Here is a 17295-nt window from a genome sequence, read left to right on the forward strand (position 1 = left end):
TTTTTCGGAAATATATCAGCATACCACCGAGGAGAAACCATGTCACTGGATCCGGCGTTCTTCCAGCGCATCCTGGCGACGCTTTCCGAAGGCCTGTTCACCACCCTGGCGCTGGCCGCTCTGGCCATCAGCCTGTCCGCCTTGTGGGGCGTACCGTTGGTGATGGGCCTGCTTTCCCGTTCGCGGCTCTTGTCGCGCCTGACCGGCGCGTACATCGAAGTCGTGCGCAATACCCCCGTTCTGGTGCAGATGTTCTTCATCTTCTTCGGTTCCGGCACGCTGGGATATCCGCTATCCGGTTTCGCGACGGGCCTGATCGCCATGGTATTGCAAAACGGGGCGTACATCGCCGAAATCTACCGGGGCGGAATCCAATCCATACCGGGCCAACAGACGGAGGGAGGCCTGGCGCTGGGGCTGACGCCGCTTCGGGCGTTCCGCATCGTCGTCCTGCCCCAGGCCTTGCGCAAGGTGATCCCGCCGCTTTCCAACCAGGGAATACTCATCATCAAGGACACTTCCTTGGTGGCGACGATATCCGTGGCCGAGCTGACTTTCCATGCGCGCATGCTTGCCGACCGCACCGCCGCCGTGTTCGAGATCTTCTTCACGCTGGCCGCGTTCTATTTGATCATAACCGCCGTCTTCGGGGGCGCGATGCGCCTGCTCGAGCGTCGCATAAGGATCGCATGATGGAACTGCTGATCAACAGCCTGCCATTGCTCGGCATGGGCACGGTGACGACGCTCTACCTGTCGGCCGCGGCCATCGTGCTGTCCACGGCGCTTGGCCTGGCCTTCGCGTTATGCCAGCTGTATGGCGGGCTCTTGTTGCGCATCGTGGTCGAAATCTACCTGTACATCATGCGCGGCGTGCCTTTGCTGGTGCTGCTGTTCACCATGTATTACGCGGCGCCTTACGCCGGCATGGAAATCGACCCGACGACGGGCGGCATCGTGGTCATCGCCGCCTATTTCGGGGCCTTCATGACCGAAGTCTTCCGCGCCGCGGTGCTGTCCGTCCCGGTCGCGCAATGGGAGGCCGGCAAGGCGATAGGGCTCACCGGCAAGCGGATCTTCACGGACATCGTCGCCCGTCAGGCCATGCGGGTGGCGGGTCCCGCCTACGTCAACACATGCATCGGGGTGGTCAAGGGAACATCCCTGGTGGCGATCATCGGGCTGGTGGACCTGACCTACGTCGGGCGGCAGATCGTCGAACGCACGTTGGCGCCGTTCGAGATCTTCGGCTTCGTGGCCCTGGTCTATTTTCTTATTTGTTATGCGCTGTCCCGTTTGGGAAAGTATCTGGAAAGGCGGTTGAACTATGTCAATTGATGCCCGCTCGAGCGGCGACGCGGCGATTTCGATAAGCAAGGTATCCAAGTGGTTCGGACAGCACCAGGTGCTCAAGGACATCAGCACCGAGGTGCGGCACGGCGAGGCCGTGGTCATCATCGGGCCCAGCGGCTCGGGGAAATCCACGCTGTTGCGCTGCGTGAACTTCCTGGAGGAATTCCAGCAGGGCGAGATCACCATAGGCAATGAGGCCATGGGATACAGGCTCGATGCGAGCGGGCGCCGCGTGCGCCGCTCCGAAACGGAGATCGCGGCGATGCGCGCCCAGGTGGGCATGGTCTTCCAGAGCTTCAATCTGTTTCCCCACATGAGCGTGCTGAAGAACGTGGCGCTCGGGCCGGTGCGGGCGCTGTCGGTGCCGCGCCGCGAGGCCGAGGAAAGGGCGGCCGCCCTGCTCGATCGCGTCGGCCTGGCGAGCAAGGCCGGCGCCATGCCCAGGCTGCTGTCGGGCGGGCAGCAGCAGCGGGTGGCCATCGCGCGGGCGCTGGCCATGCAGCCCAAGGCCATACTGTTCGACGAAGTGACCTCGGCGCTGGATCCCGAGCTGGTGGGCGAGGTGCTGGACGTGATGCGGCAGCTTGTGCAGGACGGCATGACGATGATCATCGTCACGCATGAAATGGCATTCGCCAAGGCCTTTGCGCATCGGGTGGTGTTCATGGCGGACGGGGAGATCGTCGAGCAGGGGCCGCCGGAGCAAATCTTCGATGACCCGCGGTCCCCCCGGCTGCAGGCCTTCCTGAAGCGGTTCAAGCAGGGGTATCAGTTTTAGGAGGCCGGACGGCCTGCGAGGCCCGGCCTCTTGCCCCCTCCTTACTGCAGCGTGATCCCCGCGCTCTTGATGATTTCCGCCCATTTCGCGCCGTCTTTCCGCATGGTGGCGGCAAAATCCTCCGGCGTGCCCTGGCTGGGTTCGGCGCCCAGGCGCTCGATGTCCTGCTTGTATTTCGCCAGGCCCCGGGTCAGCGCGCCATTGAGCTTGGCGATGATGGGCGCCGGCGTGCCCGCGGGCGCGAAGACGCCCCACCAGGAACTGGCCTCATAGTCTTTGAGCCCCTGCTCCGACACCGTGGGAACATCGGGAAGCTGCGGGCTGCGGGCGGCGCCCGTGACCGCGATCGCCTTGACCTGGCCGGAGCGGATATAGGGCAGGGCGCTGGGCAGATTGTCGAACATGATTTGAACGCGGCCGGCGACCAGGTCGGTATAGGCGGCGGCGCTGCCCTTGTAGGGAATGTGGGCCAGCTGCACCTTGGCCTGCCGGGCGAACATTTCGCCCGCTAGGTGGATGACCCCGCCTTTGCCGCCGGAGGCGAAGTTCACTTCACCGGGCTTGCCGCGCGCATACGTTATGAGCTCCGGGACCGATTTGGCGGGCACGGACGGATGGGCGACGAGCACGTTCATGGCCGTGCCCACCATCATCACGGGCGCAAGATCCTTGTACGGATCGAAGGGAAACGAGGGGTCGAGGCTGGGGGAGATGACCAGATGGCCCGCGCCGCCCAGCAGCAGCGTGTAGCCATCGGCGGGCGCGCGGGCGACTTGCGCGGAGCCGATGTTCCCCCCGGCGCCCGCGCGGTTCTCCACGACCACCGCGACTTTGAGCTCATCCCCGAGCGCCTTGCCGATCAGCCGTCCGAACAGGTCGGTGGTGCCGCCCGCGCCGAAGGGCACGATGAGCTTGATGGGCTTGTCCGGATAGGCGTCCGCCGCGGCGCTCGCGCCCGTCAGGGCGAGGGTGCTCAAAAGCGCATAGGCCACGCTGCGTAGAATCTTCATGTCTGTCTCCTGATTGGGCCGGATCCCGGCGTCCTTCATTGGGCCTTGGCCTGAGCTTGGTCGATGACTTGGCGCCACTTGGTCAATTCCGACTTCACGAAAGCCGTGAAGTCGGCCCTGCCGCTGCCGACCGGCAGCACGGTTTTTTGCAGCAGCGATTCCCGGACGCTGTCTTTCGCCAGCACCGTGGCAACGTCACGGCTGATGCGGTCCATGAGTTCGCCAGGCGTTCCCCCCGGCGCCCAGAGCGACAGCCAGGAACTGACGTCGATGTCCAGGGAGCTGCTTTCCTTCACGGTGGGAACGTCGGGCAGCGACGGAATGCGTTCGGCGCGCGGCGTGGCGAGCGCTCGAAGGTCTCCTTTCTGCACGTATGGAATGAGGCCTTGCGCGGAGTCGATCATCAGCTGGATGCGCCCCGCCAGCAGGTCGGTCGTTGCCGCGGCGGCGCCTTTGAACGGAATGTGGACGATGTCCGTATGGGTCTTCTGCTTGAAGAGCTCTCCGGCGACATGGGGGCTGGTGCCGTTTCCGCCGGACCCGAAGTTGAGTGCGCCGGGATGCTGTTTTGCGTACTGCACGAGCTCCGGCAGCGTTTTCGCGGGCACGGAATCGTTGACCACGATCAGGAAGGGCAGATCGGCCACCTGTGTGATGGGCTGCAGATCGCCCATCAGGGTGTAGGGGACTTTGTCCTGCATGACGGCGTTGATGACGATGGACGTGCCCGCGAACAGCAGCGTGCGGCCGTCTCCCGCGGAACGAGCCACCGCCGCTGCGCCGATGTTGCCGCCGGCTCCCGGGCGGTTGTCAACGACCACCGGTTGTTTCCACAGCTGGCCGAGCTCGTTTGCCACGCTGCGCGCCACCACATCGGTGACGCCGCCCGGCGGGAAGGGAACGACGATGGTGATGGGGCCGCCGGGCAGCGCCTGCGCCATGGCGGAGGGCGCAAGCAGCGCCATGCAGAGCATGAGCGGCGCGAGCAGCAATGTATGGGTATGGCGATGGTGTTTCATGTCTCCTCCTTTGCCGGTGATCCGGGGTTCTTGCTATCGCTCGTCGCCGTCTTCCAGCTTCAGAAGCCTGGCGGCGGTGTTCCAGAGAACGTCATTCAGGCTCTCGGGGCTGATCGGCAGCGCTTTGTAGCCTTCCACGGCTAGGCCCAGGGGCCGGCTCGGGTAGGCGGATGCAAACACGAAGCGGTTTTTCGCGACGGTTTCAATGGCTTTTGTGTAATGTTCTTCGCCGGGCAAGCCGACGTGGTACATGTCGGGCATCAGGTATACGTTGGGCCGCCTTGCGGCGACCCCGCACAACTCGATCGCATAAGGCCAGCAGGCATGGGACACCACGATCTTGAGCTCGGGAAACCGCGCCGCCAGCCGGTCGACCTGCAGCGCGTTTCCGAAATGGACGCCGCCGCCGCCCATGGGGCCCAGAGTCAGCACGGCGGGATAGTCGTGCTTGAGGCAAAGCTCATAGTGATCGAACAGGCGCGGGTCGTCGCAGAACATGGGCTCATCGTAGCCGCCGGGGTCGAAGGCGATGCCTTTGAAGCCGTATTCGCGAATGAAGGTTTCGGCTTCCCGCACATTGCTTTTCCCGCGGAACGGATTCGCACCGGCCAGGGCATAGAAGCGGCCGGGAAAATCGCCGCATATCCTGGCGAGGTCGGCGTTGGTGACTTCGCCGCGGAAATCGTTGCACTGCCGGCCGTTCATGACCCCGATCTCGATGCCCGCGGCTTGCATTTCCTCGAACATCAGATCGGGGGAGCAGGCGAGCACCGACGGAGCGGGCTCGACGCCCTGCAGCCGGTTGAATTTGGTATAGCCGCTCTTTTCCCAGATGGCGGTTTGCAGATAGGTGTGCAGCGGCGGCCGCAGGCGAAAATCGATGACGCGTGTCATAGGGGCTCCAGTATCCGGCTCAGAGGTTCAAGAGGTTCTTGGCGTTGAGTCCCAATGCCTTTTCCATGGCGTCGGGGTTGAAGGGCAGTTGCTTGAAGTCGTCCACGGTGGCTTTCAGATTGCGCAGGGGGTAGGCCGTGCCGAAAAGATATTGGTCGCTCATGAAAAGATTGGCCGCTTCGATGTAGGGCGCGGTGCCTGGACGGAACTGCATGGAGTCCGGCGACAAATACACATTCCGGTGTTTCATCGCCACCGCCGTGGCTTTGACGACTTCGGGCCATGCGCCATGGACGACGATGATCTTCAGCTCGGGAAAACGGGTGGCCAGCCGGTCGATGGGAGTGGGGTCGGCGAAGCTGATGTCGGGCCCGGCGAGCGGCCCGGACATGACGGCGACCGGGCAGCCCAGATCCAGGCAGCGCTCATAGACGGGCGTGATCCGTTCATCGTCGGGATGGCCCGGGAAGGCCCGGCAGGGCTCGATGAAGATGCCTTTCAAGCCGCGCCTGCCGACGTACTCGTCGATTTCCTCGCATGCGTTGTGAATGCGATTCGACACGTCTATGCCGGCAAAGCCGACGATGCGGCCCGCGTACCGGTTCTGCAGATCGACCAGATGGTCATTGGGCAGGATGCCGGCCGGAAACTTGAGCGCGCCCATGTCCATGGCGGGGCTGTTGCGGCCCATGGCCACGCCCACCGAGATCTCCGCCGCGTCCATCTCTTTGATGAAATCGTCCACCGAATCGTTCATGAAGGCGGGCGACGGGCGCGCTCCGCTGCGTTCCTGGACGCTGGCGACAAAGTCCTTCTGGAAATAGCTGTTGAATTGCGGAGTGGGCGGCCGGCAGCGGAAGTCGACGATATACATGGTCATGCAAGGGGCTCTGAGAGGGTTGGGGGGCGGCGGTGGGTCGACGCCGGACTTCAGGTTCAGGTGGAGGCCTGACTGATCCAGACCTTGGCGTCCAGGTCGCCGTGTTCGGACAACTCCATTTCGTACTGGTAGCGGTCCGGCCTGTACAGGCCGAATTCGAACTGCACCGGCCGGTCTTGTTTGTTGAAGAAGATCCGCGACACGGCAAGCAAGGCCGAGCCCACCTCCACGTCCAGCAAGGGGGCCACCAGCGCGTCCGCGAGCTGGGCGGAGATTCTTTGCTTGGCTCGCCCCACTTCCACGCCGGCTTCCTTGAGCAGCACCAGCAGAGGTTCGGGCTTGTCGGCCTTGATGGCTTTGGAGAATTCCAGCGGCGTGAAGCTGGTGACGTGCGAGACCGGCCCGGACGAAGCGCTGCGCAGGCGCACCGACTTCATGACGTCCGAACCTTCCGGCAGGCCGAGCGCCGCCCGTACCACGTTGCTGGCCGGGATCTGTTCGCAATACAGCACTCGGATGGCCAGCTTCAGATTGGCCTGGAACAGGCTGCCCAGCAGGCCGGCCAGCTTGATGTCGGCCAATGACGCCGAATTCGCGGTGGGCCGGGTGCCCCGCCTGGGGCTGCGTTCGATCAATCCTTCATCGGCCAGGCGGGCCATGGCCTTGCGGATGGTGACGCGCGCCACTTGATATTGCGCCATCAGGGAAAACTCGTTCGGAAAGCCGTTGGCGAATGCGCCATTCTTCAGCTTTTCCAGCAAGAGCAAATACACCTGATGATGCTTGGGCACCGGTATGGCGGCGTTCAGCGGTCTGTGAGTGTTCATGCCACAGATGGTAGCGACGCGCTATTTGACCGGTCAATGGGACAAATGAAAAACCTTTATGGGACAAATAGATAGGAGCGGCCGGACCTCGCGCGGGGTCCGGCCGCTCGCCACTCGGCGCGCTTACAGCAGCTTGCCGGGGTTCATGATGCCGTTCGGATCGAACAGCCGCTTGATGTCCCGCATCAAGCGTATCTGCATGGGGTCTTTGTGCTGGTGGAAGGCGCGCCGCTTCAGCTGGCCTATGCCGTGTTCGGCGCTGATGCTGCCGCCGTATCGAGCCACTTCCTCGAAGACGAGATCCGCGATGCGTTCTTCCCACTCATGCGCCCAGCCGCGGTCCGCGCCCAGCGGGCGCGATACGTTGTAGTGCAGATTGCCATCGCCGAAATGGCCGAAAATGTACAGCCGGGCGTCGCCGGCGACGGTGCGCAGGCGCGCTTCGGCGGACTGCATGAATTCCGGGATGCGCTCGATGGGCAGGGAGATATCGTGTTTCAGATGCGGGCCGTCCGCTTTCTGGGCTTCCGAGATCTCTTCGCGCAGGCGCCACAGGCTGTGCAGCTGGGCCAGCGTCGCGGACAAGGCGGCGTCCATGCATAACTCCTGTTCCAGGGCCTGGCCAATGACTTCTTCCAGCATTGCCTGCAAGGCTTCTTCGCCGGCGGTGTCGGCCAGCTCGACCAGCACGTAGGCCGGATGACGCGTGGGGAAGGGGGCATGCAGCCCGTCGACCTGGCTCAGGACCAGATCGAGGCATTGATCGGTGAAGAATTCGAAGGCTTGCAGGCGCGGCCCGCAGGCGCCGAAGACCAGGCGCAGCAGCTGGAGCGCCTGGTCCGGCGAATCGACCGCCGCCAGCACCACGGCGCGCACGCGCGTGGGCGCCTGCAGGCGCAAGGCCACGCCGGTGATGATGCCCAGTGTGCCTTCGGAGCCGATGAAAAGCTGCTTGAGGTCGTAGCCGGTATTGTCTTTGCGCAGGGTCTGCAGGCCGTCATAGATTTCGCCGCTGGGCAGCACGGCTTCGATGCCCAGCACCAGCTCCCGCGCCATGCCATAGCGCAACACGTTCACGCCGCCGGCGTTCGTGGCGATATTGCCGCCTATCTGTGAGGAGTCTTCCGCCGCCAGGCTCAGCGGCAACAGGCGGTCGGCCTCGCTTGCCGCGCGGCGCAGGTTGCCCAGTATGCAGCCCGCATCGGCCACCATCGTATTGGCGACCGTGTCGAGGGAGCGGACCTGATTCAGGCGATCCAGCGACAAGATGACGTTGGCGGCGGAGGCGTCCGGCGTGGCTCCGCCGCACAGCCCGGTGTTGCCCCCACGGGGCACGACCGGCACGCCGTATTGATTGCAAAGCCGCAGGCACGCGGCGACCTGCCCGGTCGTGCGGGGCCGGACCACGGCTTGCGCGTTGCCTTTGTAAACCCCGCGCCAGTCTGTCAGCCACGGCGCGATGCCGTCCGCGTCCGTTTCAACGATGTCGGTGCCCAGCGTGTCGCGCAGTTGTTTCAGAAAATCGGATGTCATGGGGTGAATGAGGATGGAAGATAAAGGTGTTGGGCCGGAAAGGAACCTGGCTTCCTGTCATGTTATCAGGTTTTCAGAAGACTTGGCGGCCACGGCTGGACGAGCCCCTGGCCTTGGCTTCCTACAAGCGCAGCCGCGCCGCCGCGTTGTTTAAGTGCCTGAACATGGCGGCTTTGGCGGCCGCGCCGTCGCGGGCTTCGATGGCCCGCAATATTTCTCGATGCTCTTCCAGCGCTTCGGCGCTGACGCCCGCTTCGGCGGAATGCGCGCGGGCGATGAAGATGGTGCTGTCGATGCGCGCGGCCAGGAAGTCGAAGAATTCCAGGAACAGGGGGTTGCCGGTGGCCCCGGCGATCAGGCGGTGGAATTCCTTGTCGGCCGCCGCGCCGGCGCCCGGGTCGTCGGCATGCATGAGTTCGAAGGCCTTGTGCAGGCCGCGCAGCGTTCTGGGCGTGCGCCTGGATGCCGCCAGGTAAGCCGCCCCTTCCTCGAAGGCCAGGCGCAGCTCGAAGATGTGCTTGAGCGCTTCCTGGCCGCCGCCGTCGGCGTCGAGCCTGAAGGTCTTGGAGCCGCCCGTGCCGGTGGCAAACACCCCCGCGCCTTGGATGGTTTCCACCAGGCCGTCGTGCTTCAGGCGCGACATCGCTTCGCGGATCACGGCAAGGCTGACGCTGAAGGCGGCGGAAAGCTCCGAACCCGTGGGCAGGCGATCACCCGCCTTGAAGTCGCCGCGCAGCAGGCGCTCCCGCAGCGCGTCGGCCACGTCGTCAGCCAGGGAGGCCCGGCGCTTTACGGGTTTGAGGCCGTCCGTAGACATATCGGTATTTTCTTTGGTCAAAAGCGCCGTGTGTCGGGTTGTGGGGCGCAAGACATCATATCAGAGCGCCCGCGGCGGGGCGGACCCCCTGGAATCGGGCTTTCGTCATTCGATGCTTGACGACGCGCCTTCAATCCGGTAAATTGATACCAATCATTGTAATCATAACAATCATTAGGTTCTTTGGATGCCTGAATCCAAGGCCGGCGGTATTCATAAGTGCTAAGCAAAAGGAGCGGTGAAAAATGGTTGATTTGTCGAACCAGCGTCTGCTGGTGGTGAGCGCGCATGCCGTGGATTTCGTATGGCGGTGCGCCGGGACGATCGCGAAATACGCAAGTGCCGGCGCAAAGGTGAGGATCATCGATCTCACGTTCGGCGAGCGCGGCGAGTCGGCGGAGGTCTGGGCGAGCCGGCCCGGCATACGAGTCGAAGAAGTGAAGGAGATTCGGCGCGCGGAGGCGGACGAAGCCGCGGCGCTGCTGGGCGCCGAGATCCGGTATCTGGATTTCGATGATCACCCCATGGTTCTGGACAAGCTGCACTACCTGAAGCTGGTCGACGAAATCCGTGACTTCAACCCGACGGTGGCATTGACGCACCATACCGAGGATCCGCTGAATTTCGATCATCCCGAAGCGGCCCGCGCTTTCTTTTGGGCCTTGCGCTGCGCCGCCGTGCCGGGCGTAAGCCCGGAAACGAAAAAAATCGGTCGAGTAAAGGTGTGCATGTTCGAGCCCGACCAGCCGGAATTCTGCAATTTCAAACCCGACACCTTCATCGATATCACCGACGTGATGGATGTAAAGCTCAAAGCCATGAGCCTGGTCGATTCGCAAGCCTACTTGGTTGAGAACTACACAGGGCGTGCGCAGTACCGCGGCTATCTGGCGCAGCGCGTTTCCGGCAACAAGGCGATCCGCTACGCGGAGGCCTACATGCGGTTCGAGCCATATGTCGGCGAAGCATTTGTTTGAATGGCAACCGAATAGACCGAGACGGAGGAGCAAGGATGAAAGTAGCGGTGGTGGGAGCGGGCGGCGTCGGCGGATACGTGGGCGGCCACATGGCCAGGGCCGGGGTGGACGTCACCCTGATCGACCAATGGCCCGAGCACGTGGAGTGCATGAAAAAGCACGGCTTGAGCCTGCAGGGCGTCACGCCGGAAGAAAGCCACGTCGTGCCGGTGCGTGCGCTGCATGTCTGCGATGCGCAATCCCTGGCCAAGGAGGAACCGATCGACGTCGCCATCATTGCGACGAAGTGCTATGACACCCGTTGGGCCACGGAGCTGATCGCTCCCTACCTGGCGCCGAACGGCTGCGTCGTATCGTTGCAGAACTCGACGATGGAAGAGGAAATAGCGGGCATCGTCGGCTGGGGACGCGTGTTGGGATGCATTGCGAGCATCATCGCGGTGGAGCTTTACAAGCCGGGCCACATCAAGCGGACCATTGCGCTGGGCTCGAAGGATCACACGGTGTTTCGCATCGGCGAATGCCATGGGCGGGTCACGGCGCGCGCCAAGGCGATTGCGGCCCTCCTTCAGCATGCCGACTATTCCGAAGTGACCACCAATCTGTGGGGGGAGCGCTGGTCCAAACTCGTCATCAATGCCATGCGCAACGGTTTGTCCGCCATTACCGCATTGAACGGCAATGAGCGCGATCTAAACGAGGCGCCGCGCTGGGTTTCCATCCGACTGGCGAGCGAAGCCATACGCGTGGGCCAGGCGCTCGGCTATGCGCTGGTGCCCATGCAGGGCATGGACCCCGAGCTCCTGGCACGAGCGGGAGAAGGCGACAAAGAAGGCCTGGAGCACGCGGTATCCAAGCTGGTGGGCGTCGCGCAACGTCGGCGCGCGGATCAACGGCCCTCCATGGCGCAGGACATCGAGCGGGGCCGCAGGACGGAGTCCGACTACATCAATGGACTGATTGCGAGAAAAGGCGCCGAAATCGGCATTCCCACGCCACTGAATGCGAAGCTGCATGAGCTGGTGAAGGCGGTGGAACGGGGTACGGCGAAACCGGGGCCCGGACTCATCGACGGGATATAGGCGGCGCATGCCCGGCGCAGCGGTCCATGTATCGCTGGGCCCGGATGGCAAGCACTGGCCGGCGGACATGGCTCCCGGCCGGCATGACGACAAGGAGACGACAATGATCACCAAATGGCTGGAAACCATGACAAAACATTCGGCGCTCGCGGCGCTATTGCTCGCCGGACTCGCCTTGGCACCGCTGTCGCATGCCCAGCCATCCGGCGCGGCCGCCGGCGGTTATCCGGAAAGGGCCGTACGTATCGTCGTGGCCTACGGGCCGGGAGGCGGCGCGGACCTCATCGCCCGCGCAGTCGCCGAAAAGCTTACCGTCGCCTGGGGAGTCCCCGTGATCGTGGACAACCGGCCGGGGGCGAACGGCTCCATCGGCGCAAGCCAAGTCGGCAACTCGAGCCCGGACGGCTATACCTTGCTCATGGCGTACACCCCTGAAATCGCGATCAATAGCGTAATTTCACCGCAAAAAAACTTCGAGCCGGTCCGCGACTTGCAGCCCATCATCATGGCGGCCGACAGCCCGCTGATCCTGGTGGTGAATGCGTCCAGCCCTCATAAAACCATCTCGTCGTTTATCGAATACGCGAAACAGAATCCCGGCAAGGTGAGCTATGGAACCTCGGGAGAAAACAGTTCCGGCGACTTGGCCGGTGCGCTCTTGAATAAGGCGGCAGGCATATCGCTCATACACATTCCGTACAAAGGCGGCAATGCCGCGATCGTCGACCTGCTTGGCGGGCAGATAGATAGCGCCATCTCAGGCATGCCTCCGGCTTTGGCGCATTTTCAGGCAAAACGCCTGCTGCCGCTGGCGGTCACCACCAGAAACCGCTCGCCTCTGCTGCCCAACACACCGACTCTGACCGAGCTGGGCGTGGCGGTGGACATCTCGGCATGGTTCGGGCTGTTCGCCCCCCGCGGCACGCCCGGCCCTATCGTCGAGAAGATCAACCGCGACGTTGCGGCGGCTCTCGCTTCCAAAGACGTAAAGGAACGCCTGCTGAGCCAAGGCGCAGAGGTCCGAAGCGACAGCGTCGAGGAATTCACGGCCTTCATCGGCCAAGAGGTCGAAAAGTACCGCGGCATCATTGAACAGAGCAAGAAAGGCAAGGGCCAATAAGCGTGACGCGGAGGATCAGGATGGCGGACAGAGTCGGGAAGTGGCAGCTGCCGGCCGGCAGCTGCGATTGCCATATGCATATCATCGACCGGCGGTTTCCTTTTGCGCAAGGAGCGCTGCCGCTGAACCGGGAGGCGCGCGTCGAGGACTATCGCCGCCTTCAGGCGCGGTACGGCCTGCAGCGCGCAGTGGTCGTTCAGGCGACCTACTATGGCACGGACAACTCTTGCGTTCTGGAGTCCCTGCGAGAGTTCGGCGGCACGGCGCGCGGCGTCGTCGTTGTGGATGGCGGCGCTTCCCTGGAAACCTTGCGTCGATTCCGCGCGGCGGGCGTGCAGGGCATACGCTGCCGCATGACGGACCGGGCCGTCGTCGCCTGGGAAGACATTCCCCGCCTGGCCAAGTCGGCGGCCGACCTGGGGTGGCACATTCAACTGCAGATGGATGGCCGCAGGCTGCATGAACGCGAGGACATGATACGGGAGCTGCCCTGCGACGTCGTGATCGAACATAGCGGAAAGTTCATGGAGCCCGTGGACGTCAGCCATCCGGGCTTGGCGGCCTTGCTTCGCTTGCTGGATACCGGAAGGGTGTGGGTGAAGCTGTCCGGAATCTACAACACATCTTTATCGGGCCCGCCGCTTTATGCCGATCTCGAAAACCTGACTCGGACGCTGGTCCGCCATGCGCCCGGGCACATGGTCTGGGCGAGCGACTGGCCTTTCGTCCTGACCGCGGATGAGGACCTGCCGCGGGTCGGGGATCTGATCGGCGCGATGCTGCGTTGGGTGCCGGAACAAGAGCTGAGAAAAAAGATATTCAGCGACAACCCGGCACGCCTATATAAATTTCTTTAACGAATCAATCAAGTGGAGAGACGCATGACCAATTGGCAAGACCCAAGATACAAAGAACTGTCCACCGCCGAGATTTCGGACGCGCTGGATTTCTTCGGGCTCCCGGGCCCGGCACATGGCCTGGGATGCGTGACGGGCGATCACAAGATCATGGGGCGGGCCTTTACGGTTCGCTTCGCCCCTGTGGACCCTTTGAACGCCGGCACGGTGGGCGACTTCATCGACGATGTGGAAGAAACGGAAATCATCGTCCTGGACAATGAAGGGCGAACCGATTGCACGGTATGGGGAGGCATCCTCAGCCAGATCGCGAAACGCAAGAACCTCAGGGGAACCGTGATCCACGGCGTGTGCCGCGATTCGCACGAAGCAATGGATTGCGGCTATCCGATCTTCAGCCGGGGCACGTTCATGCGCACGGGCAAGGATCGCGTCCAGGTGGAGGAGGTCGGAGGCGCGGTTTCCCTGGGAGACGTTCGCGTCAACCCTGGCGACCTCCTGGTGGGCGACCGGGACGGCGTCGTCGTGATCCCCTTCAGCAGAGTCCTGGAAGTGCTGGAGCGCGCAGTCAAGACGCGCCAGGCCGAGCAGGACATCATCCAGGCGACCGAATCCGGCAGCTCCCTGCGAGCGGCTCGCGAGGCGCTGGGCTATCACACGCTGCAGCGCAAGCAGGCCGGCCAGGCCTGACCATGACAACGGGCGGCGCAACGCCCGAAACAGGAGATCGATGTGAGCTTCAAATCCAAGTTTTCCGTATTCGCTTCCGCGGTGTTGATGGGCTTGGCCGGCACAGGCGCCGCCGCCGCGGCAGCACCCTATCCCGACAAGCCGGTCACGATGCTGGTGCCGTTTCCGCCCGGCAATACCTCGGACATCATGACGCGCGTCGTTGCGCACGAACTCGAACGTGCGATCGGTCAGCCTATCGTCGTCGAAAACCGCCCGGGCGCCGGAGGGGGCATAGGCCTGGCCGCAGTGGCCAGAGCCGCCGCGGACGGCTATACGCTGCTCGTGGGAACCAGCGGCGCCTTCATCACCGCGCCCATTTTCCAGGACAAGCCGTTGCCGGCGGAAAGCTTTGCGCCCATCACCTTGATGGCGCATACCGCGCACGTGCTGCTGGCGCACCCTTCTGTGGAGGCCGACACGCTGAAGGAGCTGATCGCCGAAGCGAAAAAAGATCCGAAGAAGTTCACCTTTGCGTCGCTGGGCAATGGCTCGATTTCCCACTTGGCCATGGAAATGCTGCTGCGCAAGTCGGGCGCGCAGATGCTGCAGATTCCCTACAAGGGCACGGGGCAGGCGACAAATGATATATTGGGCGGGCGCGTGTCGCTGATGATGGAATCCATCAAAACCTCCTCCATCGCGCACGTCGATTCCGGCAAGCTCAAGGCCCTGGCGGTAACCGGAAAAAATCGGTCCGTGCTGCTTCCCGATGTCCCGACTGTGGCGCAGGCGGCTGATTTGCCGGATTATGAATCGGGTTCCTGGATCGCTCTTTTCGCTCCCGCGGGCACGCCGAAAACCATTGTCGACAAGCTGAACAAAGAAGTCATCAAGATCATGGAAACGCCGGAAGTGAAGAAGAAGCTGCTGGAATTGGGCATCGAGGCTGAAGGAAGCACGCCCAAAGAGCTGGCCGAGCTGATTCAGTCGCAAACCGATAAATGGCAGAAGTTCATCAAGGAAGAGAACTTGGCGGCCCAATAAGCAGGCTTCCCTTGGCCCATGTCGCCCGCCGCCTTCAAGATATGCGGAATATGCTGTTATACAAAGAAGTCAAAGAAAAAATCATTCAGGCCCTTTCCGAAGGGAAATGGCAGGCGGGCGACAAGCTTCCGGTCGAATCCGACCTGGCTGACATGTACGGCGTCAGCAAGTCCACCATTCGGGCAGCGGTGGGCGAGCTGGTCGACGCCAACATTCTGGTGCGCAAGCAGGGCAAAGGCACATTCGTCGCCACGGAGAAAGTGTCGCGCAACCTGTACCGCTTCTTTCATTTGGTGGATGCTTCCGGAAAGCGCCACTATCCCGTTCGTCAATTGCTGTCCATTTCGAGGGAAGCCGCGACGGAAAAAACCATCGACGCGCTGCAGCTGTATCGGTACAGCGACCGGGATGTTTTCAGCATACACATGCTATTCAAAATCAACGGGCGCGCAGTGGGGCGCAGCAATCCGTGCGTGCCCGTCGCCCTGTTTCCGGGCCTGGACGCCAAGGAATTCCAGCCGGACGATGTGTCGCTGTATTCGCTCTACCACACGATGTACAACATCAATGTGATCCGGGTCGAAGCCAATGTTGGTGTAAGCAGCGCCACGCCCGCCGTGGCGCGCGAACTCGGCGTCCGGCCCCAGGCTCCGTTACTTAGAATCGAGCGCATCGCATATACATATCAGGATGTGCCCGTGGAATATCGGACCATCCTGCTGGATACCAGTGAAATACAGTACAGGATCGAGCAGGGGTCTTCGGTTTGATGGGGTCGCCGGCGCTAGGCGGATTGCAAGGGCGGACACTTCCGATGCCAGGGCCGGAGCCGCTCATAGAAGCTTGCCGCGCGATAGAGGGTGGCTTCCTCGAAGTGGCGGCCCACGATCTGCGCTGAAAGAGGCATGCCGGTCGTGCTGGAAAAACCCGTCGGAACCACCAGGGCGGGATGGCCGGTCATGTTGAAAGGCATCCGCACCTGGCGCTCGTAGGTTTTCAGGAACGCTTCCGCATCGCTCACCTTGGGCGTGGCATCATAGCCGGTAGCGGTCACCAGCAGGTCCGCATTCGACAGAAGGCCTGAAAGCTCCGCGCAATAGCGCCTGCGCAGTTCATTGGCGCGGGCATGGTCGGCCGCGGTCAGGAACGCGCCTTGAAGCAGGCGTTCCCGGCATCGCGTTCCATAACACCCCGGGTCGGAACGCAGCCAGGGCTCATGGATGGCGTAGGCTTCCATGCTGAGCAGCAGCCGGGAAAGCTGATTGTATTTACGCAGCGTGGGTATCCGTACTTCATGCAGCGTGGCGCCTCCCTCGGCCAGCACGCGCGCCAGCTCTTCGATCCCGGCAATGTGTTCGGGATCGGCGGCCGGGTCTTCCATGTACACATTGCGCGCGACCGCGATGCGCAGGCCTTTCAGGCCGGATGCGTAGTGCGTGATGTCGGCGTCCGGGCGATTCCAGGTTGCGGGATCCGCGGGGTCGCTGCCCATGATGGCCTGCAGCGCCAAGGCGTTGTCTTGCACCGTGCGCGTCATCGGGCCGACATGATCCATCGTCGGCGCCAAAGGAACGACCCCGTTGCGGCTGACGCGGCCATATGTCGGCTTCATGCCCACCAGGCCGCAGCGGGCGGCCGGGTTCCGTATCGACCCGTTGGTGTCCGTGCCGAGCGACATGGGGACCATGCGCGCGGCAACCGCGACCGCGCTGCCGCTGGAGGATCCCGCGGTGATGTATTCCGGGTTCCAGGGATTGCGGGGGGCCGGCCAGGGGCAATCCACCGGATGCCCGCCGCAGGCGAATTCGTCCGTGCCCAGTTTTCCCAGCAGAATGGCCCCTTGGCTTTTTAGTTTTTTCACCACCCACGCATCTTCGGCGGCGATGTAGTCTGCCAACAAGGCGGATTGCGCGGTAGTGCGTACGCCCGCGTAATCGATGATGTCCTTGAGGGCGTAAGGCACGCCGTGCAAGGGGCCGCGCCATCTGCCTGCTTTGATTTCCTTCTCCGCGGCGAGGGCGCCGTCCAGGGCGATGTCCTCGGTGACGCCGATGAACGCATGCAGGCGCCCGTCTTCCCGGGCGATCCGGTTCAATAGCGCCTGCGCATACCGGACGGGCGACAGATCCTGGCTGCGAATGAGCTCGGACGCCTCGTGCAGGCCGAGCTGGCTGAGGTCGGCGTCGTTCATTTGGTCAGGCTCCAGGCGGGCCGCGGAAGCAAGGCGATGCCGGGCATGTCTTCTTCCAGGGCTTCCACGCCGGCCCTGGCCATGGCGGCGGCGCGGATGAGTTGCTCCGGGTATTCATCCGCGGCTTTGCTCAAGCCCAGGCCGCGGGCCGTTCGCAGCGCCCATTCCGAAAACTCCTCGGGAGAGGTGGGCGATATGGGCCGCTGCGGCGGCCTTGGAATGTCCTGGGCCATGTAGCCTCC

General features: G+C 63.1%; 19 protein-coding genes. 10 read left to right on the plus strand and 9 right to left on the minus strand.

Translation table 11 applies throughout. The features are described from left to right. The first annotated feature begins 39 nt into the window (after window positions 1-39). The 3 genes from H0A72_RS10665 to H0A72_RS10675 are packed head-to-tail and all read left to right on the plus strand — an operon-like array spanning window position 40 to window position 2130. Window positions 40-693: an amino acid ABC transporter permease gene (locus H0A72_RS10665; protein ID WP_180155075.1), complete on the plus strand. Its 654-nt coding sequence runs from the start codon at window positions 40-42 to the stop codon at window positions 691-693. After that, window positions 690-1337 carry an amino acid ABC transporter permease gene (locus H0A72_RS10670; protein WP_180155076.1) on the plus strand — a complete coding sequence of 216 codons (648 nt, stop codon included), beginning with the start codon at window positions 690-692 and terminating at the stop codon, window positions 1335-1337. Before H0A72_RS10665 ends, H0A72_RS10670 begins: the two co-directional genes overlap by 4 nt. Next, window positions 1327-2130 (plus strand): amino acid ABC transporter ATP-binding protein, encoded by an 804-nt coding sequence (locus tag H0A72_RS10675; protein WP_180155077.1) that lies wholly within the window; start codon window positions 1327-1329, stop codon window positions 2128-2130. Before H0A72_RS10670 ends, H0A72_RS10675 begins: the two co-directional genes overlap by 11 nt. A gap of 41 nt (window positions 2131-2171) precedes the next feature. On the opposite strand, the gene H0A72_RS10680 is transcribed toward H0A72_RS10675, so the two are convergent. The 7 genes from H0A72_RS10680 to H0A72_RS10710 all read right to left on the minus strand — a co-directional run bounded on the left by H0A72_RS10680 (window position 2172) and on the right by H0A72_RS10710 (window position 9110). Then, window positions 2172-3140, minus strand: a complete 969-nt coding sequence (locus tag H0A72_RS10680; RefSeq protein WP_180155078.1) for a Bug family tripartite tricarboxylate transporter substrate binding protein — start codon at window positions 3138-3140, stop codon at window positions 2172-2174. Window positions 3141-3175: 35 nt separating this feature from the next. Next, a complete protein-coding gene (locus H0A72_RS10685; RefSeq protein ID WP_180155079.1) occupies window positions 3176-4159 on the minus strand; it encodes a Bug family tripartite tricarboxylate transporter substrate binding protein in 984 nt (327 codons plus the stop codon). 33 nt (window positions 4160-4192) lie between these two features. Then, window positions 4193-5053: an amidohydrolase family protein gene (locus tag H0A72_RS10690; protein WP_180155080.1), complete on the minus strand. Its 861-nt coding sequence runs from the start codon at window positions 5051-5053 to the stop codon at window positions 4193-4195. Between the two features lie 19 nt (window positions 5054-5072). After that, a complete protein-coding gene (locus H0A72_RS10695; RefSeq protein WP_246436942.1) occupies window positions 5073-5933 on the minus strand; it encodes an amidohydrolase family protein in 861 nt (286 codons plus the stop codon). A gap of 56 nt (window positions 5934-5989) precedes the next feature. Then, entirely contained in the window at window positions 5990-6760 is a 771-nt protein-coding gene (locus tag H0A72_RS10700; RefSeq protein WP_180155081.1) for a GntR family transcriptional regulator, read from the minus strand. 123 nt (window positions 6761-6883) lie between these two features. Then, window positions 6884-8293 carry an FAD-binding oxidoreductase gene (locus H0A72_RS10705; RefSeq protein ID WP_180155082.1) on the minus strand — a complete coding sequence of 470 codons (1410 nt, stop codon included), beginning with the start codon at window positions 8291-8293 and terminating at the stop codon, window positions 6884-6886. A 121-nt stretch (window positions 8294-8414) separates the two neighbouring features. Then, window positions 8415-9110, minus strand: a complete 696-nt coding sequence (locus H0A72_RS10710) for a FadR/GntR family transcriptional regulator (protein WP_180155083.1) — start codon at window positions 9108-9110, stop codon at window positions 8415-8417. Between the two features lie 245 nt (window positions 9111-9355). Here H0A72_RS10710 and H0A72_RS10715 point away from each other — a divergent pair, with 245 nt between their 5' ends. The 7 genes from H0A72_RS10715 to H0A72_RS10745 all read left to right on the plus strand — a co-directional run bounded on the left by H0A72_RS10715 (window position 9356) and on the right by H0A72_RS10745 (window position 15632). After that, entirely contained in the window at window positions 9356-10087 is a 732-nt protein-coding gene (locus H0A72_RS10715) for a PIG-L deacetylase family protein (RefSeq protein ID WP_246436941.1), read from the plus strand. Window positions 10088-10122: 35 nt separating this feature from the next. Beyond that, a complete protein-coding gene (locus H0A72_RS10720; RefSeq protein ID WP_180155085.1) occupies window positions 10123-11169 on the plus strand; it encodes a ketopantoate reductase family protein in 1047 nt (348 codons plus the stop codon). A 103-nt stretch (window positions 11170-11272) separates the two neighbouring features. Continuing rightward, entirely contained in the window at window positions 11273-12289 is a 1017-nt protein-coding gene (locus H0A72_RS10725; protein WP_180155086.1) for a Bug family tripartite tricarboxylate transporter substrate binding protein, read from the plus strand. 74 nt (window positions 12290-12363) lie between these two features. Further along, entirely contained in the window at window positions 12364-13146 is a 783-nt protein-coding gene (locus tag H0A72_RS10730; protein WP_218953272.1) for an amidohydrolase family protein, read from the plus strand. Window positions 13147-13170: 24 nt separating this feature from the next. Further along, the gene (locus H0A72_RS10735) at window positions 13171-13836 is read left to right on the plus strand and encodes an RraA family protein (RefSeq protein WP_180155088.1); all 666 of its coding nucleotides are present in this window, start codon (window positions 13171-13173) and stop codon (window positions 13834-13836) included. Window positions 13837-13878: 42 nt separating this feature from the next. Then, window positions 13879-14862, plus strand: a complete 984-nt coding sequence (locus H0A72_RS10740) for a tripartite tricarboxylate transporter substrate-binding protein (RefSeq protein WP_180155089.1) — start codon at window positions 13879-13881, stop codon at window positions 14860-14862. Beyond that, complete coding sequence (locus H0A72_RS10745; RefSeq protein WP_180155090.1) at window positions 14820-15632, plus strand: GntR family transcriptional regulator; 813 nt, start codon at window positions 14820-14822, stop codon at window positions 15630-15632. The genes H0A72_RS10740 and H0A72_RS10745 overlap by 43 nt, the downstream gene beginning before the upstream one ends. 14 nt (window positions 15633-15646) lie before the next feature. Here H0A72_RS10745 and H0A72_RS10750 read toward each other — a convergent pair whose 3' ends face one another. Both H0A72_RS10750 and H0A72_RS10755 read right to left on the minus strand, forming a co-directional pair. Beyond that, window positions 15647-17053, minus strand: a complete 1407-nt coding sequence (locus H0A72_RS10750) for an amidase (RefSeq protein ID WP_180155091.1) — start codon at window positions 17051-17053, stop codon at window positions 15647-15649. After that, window positions 17050-17286, minus strand: coding sequence for a hypothetical protein (locus H0A72_RS10755; RefSeq protein ID WP_180155092.1), 237 nt, complete (start codon window positions 17284-17286; stop codon window positions 17050-17052). The genes H0A72_RS10750 and H0A72_RS10755 overlap by 4 nt, the downstream gene beginning before the upstream one ends. Window positions 17287-17295 lie beyond the last annotated feature (9 nt).

It is taken from the genome of Parapusillimonas granuli, assembly GCF_013416525.1.
GTDB classification, from domain to species: Bacteria; Pseudomonadota; Gammaproteobacteria; order Burkholderiales; family Burkholderiaceae_B; genus Parapusillimonas; species Parapusillimonas granuli.

What these genes read in the sequence shown, in the direction of transcription:
- H0A72_RS10665 (WP_180155075.1), top strand. Translation starts at nt 40, where the DNA reads ATGTCACTGGATCCGGCGTTCTTCCAGCGCATCCTGGCGACGCTTTCC.
- H0A72_RS10670 (WP_180155076.1), top strand. Translation starts at nt 690, where the DNA reads ATGATGGAACTGCTGATCAACAGCCTGCCATTGCTCGGCATGGGCACG.
- H0A72_RS10675 (WP_180155077.1), top strand. Translation starts at nt 1,327, where the DNA reads ATGTCAATTGATGCCCGCTCGAGCGGCGACGCGGCGATTTCGATAAGC.
- H0A72_RS10680 (WP_180155078.1), bottom strand. Translation starts at nt 3,140, where the DNA reads ATGAAGATTCTACGCAGCGTGGCCTATGCGCTTTTGAGCACCCTCGCC.
- H0A72_RS10685 (WP_180155079.1), bottom strand. Translation starts at nt 4,159, where the DNA reads ATGAAACACCATCGCCATACCCATACATTGCTGCTCGCGCCGCTCATG.
- H0A72_RS10690 (WP_180155080.1), bottom strand. Translation starts at nt 5,053, where the DNA reads ATGACACGCGTCATCGATTTTCGCCTGCGGCCGCCGCTGCACACCTAT.
- H0A72_RS10695 (WP_246436942.1), bottom strand. Translation starts at nt 5,933, where the DNA reads ATGACCATGTATATCGTCGACTTCCGCTGCCGGCCGCCCACTCCGCAA.
- H0A72_RS10700 (WP_180155081.1), bottom strand. Translation starts at nt 6,760, where the DNA reads ATGAACACTCACAGACCGCTGAACGCCGCCATACCGGTGCCCAAGCAT.
- H0A72_RS10705 (WP_180155082.1), bottom strand. Translation starts at nt 8,293, where the DNA reads ATGACATCCGATTTTCTGAAACAACTGCGCGACACGCTGGGCACCGAC.
- H0A72_RS10710 (WP_180155083.1), bottom strand. Translation starts at nt 9,110, where the DNA reads ATGTCTACGGACGGCCTCAAACCCGTAAAGCGCCGGGCCTCCCTGGCT.
- H0A72_RS10715 (WP_246436941.1), top strand. Translation starts at nt 9,356, where the DNA reads ATGGTTGATTTGTCGAACCAGCGTCTGCTGGTGGTGAGCGCGCATGCC.
- H0A72_RS10720 (WP_180155085.1), top strand. Translation starts at nt 10,123, where the DNA reads ATGAAAGTAGCGGTGGTGGGAGCGGGCGGCGTCGGCGGATACGTGGGC.
- H0A72_RS10725 (WP_180155086.1), top strand. Translation starts at nt 11,273, where the DNA reads ATGATCACCAAATGGCTGGAAACCATGACAAAACATTCGGCGCTCGCG.
- H0A72_RS10730 (WP_218953272.1), top strand. Translation starts at nt 12,364, where the DNA reads ATGCATATCATCGACCGGCGGTTTCCTTTTGCGCAAGGAGCGCTGCCG.
- H0A72_RS10735 (WP_180155088.1), top strand. Translation starts at nt 13,171, where the DNA reads ATGACCAATTGGCAAGACCCAAGATACAAAGAACTGTCCACCGCCGAG.
- H0A72_RS10745 (WP_180155090.1), top strand. Translation starts at nt 14,820, where the DNA reads ATGGCAGAAGTTCATCAAGGAAGAGAACTTGGCGGCCCAATAAGCAGG.
- H0A72_RS10750 (WP_180155091.1), bottom strand. Translation starts at nt 17,053, where the DNA reads ATGAACGACGCCGACCTCAGCCAGCTCGGCCTGCACGAGGCGTCCGAG.
- H0A72_RS10755 (WP_180155092.1), bottom strand. Translation starts at nt 17,286, where the DNA reads ATGGCCCAGGACATTCCAAGGCCGCCGCAGCGGCCCATATCGCCCACC.